7 protein-coding genes are annotated in these 6620 nt (G+C 63.5%); 6 read left to right on the top strand and 1 reads right to left on the bottom strand.

Annotated features, from left to right (window positions below; translation table 11 throughout):
- Both lepA and WBF82_RS08225 read left to right on the top strand, forming a co-directional pair.
- A partial coding sequence (gene lepA, locus WBF82_RS08230; RefSeq protein ID WP_424382557.1) for a translation elongation factor 4 occupies positions 1-1574 on the top strand: 1574 nt, incomplete at its 5' end.
- Between the two features lie 26 nt (positions 1575-1600).
- Positions 1601-2365: a sensor domain-containing protein gene (locus WBF82_RS08225; protein WP_424382556.1), complete on the top strand. Its 765-nt coding sequence runs from the start codon at positions 1601-1603 to the stop codon at positions 2363-2365.
- Positions 2366-2371: 6 nt separating this feature from the next.
- On the opposite strand, the gene WBF82_RS08220 is transcribed toward WBF82_RS08225, so the two are convergent.
- The gene (locus tag WBF82_RS08220) at positions 2372-4372 is read right to left on the bottom strand and encodes a glycoside hydrolase family 15 protein (RefSeq protein ID WP_424382555.1); all 2001 of its coding nucleotides are present in this window, start codon (positions 4370-4372) and stop codon (positions 2372-2374) included.
- 93 nt (positions 4373-4465) lie between these two features.
- On the opposite strand from WBF82_RS08220, the gene WBF82_RS08215 reads away from it, so the two are divergent.
- The 4 genes from WBF82_RS08215 to WBF82_RS08200 form a co-directional block, all read left to right on the top strand.
- Positions 4466-4669 carry a hypothetical protein gene (locus tag WBF82_RS08215; protein ID WP_424382554.1) on the top strand — a complete coding sequence of 68 codons (204 nt, stop codon included), beginning with the start codon at positions 4466-4468 and terminating at the stop codon, positions 4667-4669.
- Positions 4670-4810: 141 nt separating this feature from the next.
- Positions 4811-4903 (top strand): Ms4533A family Cys-rich leader peptide, encoded by a 93-nt coding sequence (locus WBF82_RS08210; RefSeq protein ID WP_424382553.1) that lies wholly within the window; start codon positions 4811-4813, stop codon positions 4901-4903.
- Between the two features lie 160 nt (positions 4904-5063).
- The gene (locus WBF82_RS08205; protein ID WP_424382552.1) at positions 5064-6053 is read left to right on the top strand and encodes a sulfate ABC transporter substrate-binding protein; all 990 of its coding nucleotides are present in this window, start codon (positions 5064-5066) and stop codon (positions 6051-6053) included.
- Positions 6050-6620, top strand: a 571-nt coding sequence (locus WBF82_RS08200) for an ABC transporter permease (protein ID WP_424382551.1), incomplete at its 3' end; no start/stop codon positions are given. The genes WBF82_RS08205 and WBF82_RS08200, both read left to right, overlap by 4 nt.

Here is a 6620-nt window from a genome sequence, read left to right as displayed (position 1 = left end):
GGCACGTCGACTTCACCTACGAGGTGTCCCGTGCCCTGGAAGCTTGCGAGGGCGCGGTGCTGTTGGTCGACGCGGCACAGGGCATCGAGGCGCAGACCTTGGCCAACTTGTATCTGGCGCTCGACCGGGACCTGCACATCATTCCGGTGCTCAACAAGATCGACCTGCCCGCCGCCGACCCCGACCGATATGCCGCAGAGATCGCACACATCATCGGGTGCGAGCCGGGCGACGTGCTGCGCGTGTCGGGCAAGACGGGGGAGGGAGTCGCCGATCTGCTCGATCACGTTGTCCGCGAGGTGCCACCGCCCGTCGGAGATTCGGAAGCACCAACGCGTGCAATGATTTTCGACTCCGTCTACGACATCTACCGTGGCGTGGTCACCTACGTTCGCGTCATCGACGGCAAGATCACCCCGCGCGAGCGCATCGCGATGATGTCCACCGGGGCCACCCTCGAACTGCTCGAGGTGGGCATCGTCTCACCCGAACCCAAACCCAGTGACGGCCTTGGCGTCGGCGAGGTGGGCTATCTGATCACCGGGGTGAAGGACGTCCGGCAGTCCAAGGTCGGCGACACCGTGACGACCGCGCGCCGCGGCGCCACCGAGGCGCTGACCGGTTACCGCGAACCCAAGCCGATGGTCTACTCGGGCCTCTACCCGGTCGACGGCTCCGACTACCCCAATCTGCGCGACGCCCTGGATAAGCTGCAGCTCAACGACGCGGCCCTGACCTACGAGCCCGAAACATCGGTGGCGCTGGGCTTCGGATTCCGCTGCGGATTCTTGGGTCTGCTACACATGGAGATCACCCGCGAGCGCCTGGAGCGCGAATTCGACCTGGACCTGATTTCGACATCACCCAACGTGGTCTATCGAGTGGAGAAGGAAGACAACTCCGAGGTCGTCGTCACCAACCCGTCGGACTGGCCGGAAGGCAAGGTGCGCGCCGTCTACGAGCCCATTGTCAAAACCACCATCATCGCGCCCAGCGAATTCATCGGCACGATCATGGAATTGTGCCAGTCGCGCCGTGGCGAACTTGGCGGAATGGACTATCTGTCACCCGAACGGGTGGAGCTGCGTTACACAATGCCGTTGGGGGAGATCATCTTTGACTTCTTCGACGCGCTGAAGTCGCGCACCCGCGGGTATGCCAGCCTTGATTACGAGGAGGCCGGCGAGCAGGAGGCCCAGCTGGTCAAGGTCGACATCCTGCTGCAGGGTGAGGCCGTCGACGCGTTCAGCGCTATCGTGCACAAGGATTCGGCGTTCGCCTACGGCACCAAGATGACCACCAAGCTCAAAGAACTGATCCCGCGCCAGCAGTTCGAGGTCCCGGTGCAGGCGGCGATTGGTTCGAAAATCATTGCACGCGAGAATATTCGGGCTATCCGCAAGGACGTGCTGTCCAAGTGCTACGGCGGGGACATCACCCGCAAGCGCAAACTGCTGGAGAAGCAGAAGGAAGGCAAAAAGCGGATGAAGACCATCGGCCGCGTCGACGTGCCGCAGGAGGCATTCGTCGCCGCGCTGTCTACGGATGCGGCAGGCGACAAGGCCAAGAAGTGACGGCAAGTCAGCGGTAGTGTCCGCTCATGCGTATCGCGCGGATCGTGCTCGCGCTGGCTGCGCTGCCGTTGGCGGCCGGCTGCTTGGTCGTCGTCGACGGCACGGCCAAGCCGGCACCGAACCTGAAGCCGCGGCTTCTGACCAGGGAAATCATCAGGCAGGTGCCTCTCGACGGTGTCGCGCTGTCGCGGATGCTCAACCAGCCCTTCGTGGCGCGTCAACCGCCTCAAGCCGGCGGCCCCAACAGGCTCTTCGAGCCTGAAAATCAGGTTGAGCCCGCCGATTGCCGGGGCATCACGGCGATGCTGCAGAAAAGCGTCTACGAGTCCGCCCATGTCGACGGTTTCGTCTACGAGTCTTGGTGGAACAACGGCGATCCGGCGCAAGTGATCAGCGTTATGGAGGGCGTCGTCACGCTGCCCGCGGCCACACAAGCCGAGGAGCTGTTCGCGAAATTCTCCCAGCAGTGGCAGAAGTGCGACGGCACGTCGACAACCGAACAAACCGGCCCGATCAACACGACGAACGTGATCAGCGACATCCGCGTTGCCGATGCATCCAAAACTATTGTCGCAGCGACTAATACCGCGACAGCAGTATTGCCCAACATGCCGCCGCTGCTGCCCACCCCGCAGGCGCGAGCGATCGGTGTCCGGCTGAACTGTCTGGTGGAGGTCGAAGTCGTGTTCTTCGGCGATCGGCACCCGTCCGATCCGGGCTCGGCCACTCCGGACACCAGTGCCGTCGACGTCGCGCACGCGATGATGGATAAAGTCAGCGCGTTGAGCTGATCGGCCCTACACGGGCGCGTTGGCGGGCTGAAAAACTCCGGTGCTGTCGGCTTCTTCTTCGGCTCGGGTCACATGCACCACGGCGTTGATCAGCGCCAGGTGGGTGAACGCCTGTGGGAAGTTCCCCAGATGCCGTCCGGTGGCCGGCTCGATCTCCTCAGCGTAGAGGTGCAGCGGACTGGCGAACGACAATAGCCGCTCACACAGATGCTTGGCGCGGCTCACCTCGCCGATCTCGACCAGCGCGGACACCAGCCAAAACGAGCAGATGGTAAAGGTGCCCTCCTCGCCGATAAGCCCGTCGTCGGTCTCCTCGACGCGGTATCGCAGCACCAGGCCTTGTTCGGTGAGTTCGTCGGCAATGGCCAGCACCGTGGCGCGTACCCGCGGGTCGTCCGACGGCAGAAATCGAGTCAGCACCACCTGCAGCAGCGAGGCATCCAGCGCATCGCTGCCGTAGCGCTGGGTGAACACGCCCCGAGCGCTCACACCGTTTGCCAGGATGTCGGCTCTGATTTCTTCGGCCACCGCGCGCCACTGCTCTGCGTAAAGCGTTTCACCCTGCCGCTCAGCCAGTTTCGCGCCGCGGTCGACCGCCACCCAGCACATGATTTTCGACGACGTGAAGTGCTGCGGTTCCCCGCGCACCTCCCAGATGCCGCGGTCGGGTTCACGCCAATGCTTGATCGCCTCTTCCACCTGGTTCTTCAGGATAGGCCAGAGCGTGTCCGGAACTTGCTCGCGTGACTTGGCGTGCAAGTAGAACGAGTCGAGGATGGCGCCCCAAATGTCGTGCTGGTTCTGGTTATAGGCCCCGTTGCCGATCCGCACCGGGCTGGCATGGTCGTAACCGGACAGATGGGTTAGCTCCTCTTCCACGAGGCGGCGTTCCCCGCCGACGCCGTACATCACCTGTAGCGGTTGGCTTTCGCCGTTGTTGGCTCTAGACACGTCGGCGATGAACGAGAAGAAATCGTCGGCCTCGCGGTCGAGGCCCAGTGTGTAGAGCCCCCACAATGCGAATGTCGAATCGCGCACCCAGGCGTAGCGGTAGTCCCAGTTGCGTTCGCCCTGGGGTGTTTCCGGAAGCGACGTGGTGCAGGCAGCCAGCAGCGCTCCGGTGGGCGAATAGGTCAACCCTTTCAGGGTGAGCGCGCTGCGTTGCAGATACGCCCGCCACGGGTGATCGGGAAAGTTGCCGATGTTGATCCATTGCCGCCAGCACTCGGCGGTGTTCCACATTTTGTCGGCCGCCTCTTCGAAAGTCTGCGGCGCCGGGTGCCTGGACCAACTCAGCGCGACGAAGGCGTTGTCGCCTTCTTTCATTCGGGTGCGCGCCCGTGCTTCTCGGCCCTCCAGACCGATCCTCAGGTTGGTCGTCAACCGCAGGGTCGGATGGACGTCGGAATCTCTCGTGCCCCGGGCGATCGCTTCGCCATAGCCGTCGGCCGAGTACTCCCAGGCAGCACCGATGCGGTGGTAGTCGAACGCCGGCTCGCAGCTCATCAGCAGCTCGACGGTGCCGCTGACGCATCGAATCGTGCGTAGCAGGATGTGCTCGGCGTCCCAGTCCATCGGGGTGCGGCGATGCGTGCGTGACCGGCGATCGAGGTCATGCCAGGGCCCCATCACCAGCGCGTCGCGCACGATCAACCAGCCGGTATGGGTTTGCCATGTGGTCTCCATGATCAGGCTGCCGGGCAGATAGCGTCGCGCAGACGGCACCGACACGCCATAGGGCCCTAGCCGGAAATGCCCGGCGCTGCGGTCCAGAATCGCGCCGAACACGCTCGGCGAATCCGGACGCGGCACGCACAGCCACTCCACCGAGCCCGCCGGCGAAATCAGGCAGGTGGTTTCACAGTCGGACAGAAACGCGTAGTCGGCAATTGGCGGGAACGGGTTCCGCGCCGACACGCTGAGAGACGCCGCCGGGGACGCGATGGCGATGGCAGCGGATTCGGCCTGCTTCGCGGCCTCATCGGAGGGCTGCGCGTCAAGAACCATGCCGACATCATGATGTGCCGACCTGCCCGGCGTCTACCGCAAGCGTTAGCGGCCCAGTTGGCTTGATCGACCACGCGGAATAGGGTGAGCGCGATGAACGGGATCCTCAGTTGGTGGGACGGCGTCGAGTTGTGGCTGTCGGGGCTGGGGTTCGTCTTACAGACCATCATCGTGATGCCGGTGGTTCTCACGTTGGCCTACCTCGTCGCGATCGTGTTAGACGCGCTGCTGGGCTACGGCATAACGGGCATCCGACTGCTGCGGCGCGATCGCCACAGCGACAAAGAACTCGGATGACCGGAAAGACGGGCATGCCGCGATCTCAGGTGACGTTAGTGCTGGTCATTCTGGTGGTGCTGGTGATCGTCGCCTGGTTGCTGACCCGCTGACATGCGTCGACTGAACTGGGAGTTCGGCGGATTCTGTTAGGCTTCCGCCATGCACGCAGTGTCCGGCAACAGCGAGTGCCATGTCTTGGCGCTCATTGCCGTGGGCGATTGCGCTGTGGCTGACGTGCACTGTTGTAGCTGACTTCCTCCCCGCGCGCGGTCGAGTGTCGGCGGATTTCTCCCAATTGCTGACCTCGCCTTTCCGTAGCGACGGGACCGGTTAACTGTCAATCCCGCCACCGAAAGGTCGACCATTGTTCGACGACGCCAGGAGGCCCGCCCGTTGGCGCCACCTTGTCGGGTTGACTGTCGCCGCCAGTGTCATCGCTGCGTGCCACGGAGGCGCCAGCGACGTCGTCGGCGGTGGTGGACCGGTCAACGTGAAGACGAGCATCACGCTGGTTGCTTATTCGGCTCCAGAACCGGGCTGGAGCAAGGTGATTCCAGCGTTCAACGCCTCAGCAGAAGGCAAAGGTGTTCAGGTGATCACCTCGTACGGGGCCTCGGGTGACCAGTCACGCGGCGTCGTCGACGGCAAACCCGCCGATCTCGTCAACTTTTCCGTCGAGCCTGATATCGCCCGACTGGTGAAGGCCGGCAAGGTTTCCAACGATTGGGACAAGGACGCGACCAAGGGCATCCCGTTCGGATCAGTGGTGACTCTGGTGGTCCGGCCGGGTAACCCGAAGAACATCAAAGACTGGGACGACCTGCTGAGGCCCGGCGTGGAAGTTATCACGCCCAGCCCGCTTAGCTCAGGGTCTGCGAAGTGGAATTTGCTGGCCCCGTACGCCGTCAAGAGCGGCGGCGGCCACAACCCGCAGGCGGGCATTGACTTCATCAACACGTTGGTGGGCGAGCACGTCAAACTACGTCCGGCATCGGGGCGCGAGGCCACCGATGTTTTCGTCCAAGGCAGCGGCGACGTGCTGATCAGTTACGAGAACGAGGCGATCGCCACCGAGCGTGAAGGCAAGCCGGTCACCCACCTCAACCCATCGCATACATTCAAGATCGAAAACCCGGTGGCGGTGGTGAACAGCACCGCTCACCTGGATGCCGCCACTGCGTTCAAAAACTTCCAGTACACCGCGCAGGCCCAGAAGCTCTGGGCTGCAGCGGGATTCCGGCCTGTTGACCCGGCCGTCGCCGCTGATGTGCGCAGTCAGTTCCCGATGCCGGCGAAGCTGTGGACAATCGCCGACCTCGGTGGCTGGGCGACCGTGGATCCGCAACTATTCGACAAGAAGTCCGGCAGCATCACCAAGATCTACATGCAGGCCACCGGATGACGACGGCGATAACACAGGAGGTGACCGGACGCGGCCGAGACGACGGCGTGCCGGGCCGCAAGGGTTCTCGCGGCGATGGCATGTCATTGCGGGTCGGCGTGGCGATGGTGTGGCTGTCGGTGATCGTATTGCTGCCGTTGGCCGCGATCGTCTGGCAATCGGTCGGCGGCGGCTGGCAGGCGTTCTGGCTGGCGGTCACCTCGAACGCCGCACTGGAATCGTTCAGGGTGACGCTGACCATCTCCGCGGGTGTCACCGTCCTCAACATGCTTTTTGGTCTGTTGATCGCCTGGGTTCTGGTACGCGACGACTTTCCGGGTAAACGGCTCGTCGACGTCATCATCGATCTTCCGTTCGCTTTGCCCACGATTGTGGCCAGCCTGGTGATGCTGGCGCTGTATGGGAACCACAGCCCGGTTGGCCTGCACCTGCAGCACACAGCGTGGGGCGTTGGCGTGGCGCTGGCGTTCGTCACGTTGCCGTTCGTGGTGCGCGCCGTCCAGCCGGTCCTGCTCGAAATCGACCACGAGACTGAGGAGGCGGCCGCGTCGCTGGGGGCTGGCAACG

This window comes from Mycobacterium sp., assembly GCF_049673265.1.
In the GTDB taxonomy this organism is placed as follows: Bacteria; Actinomycetota; Actinomycetes; order Mycobacteriales; family Mycobacteriaceae; genus Mycobacterium.
This window is presented reverse-complemented; position numbering and strand designations above follow the sequence as displayed.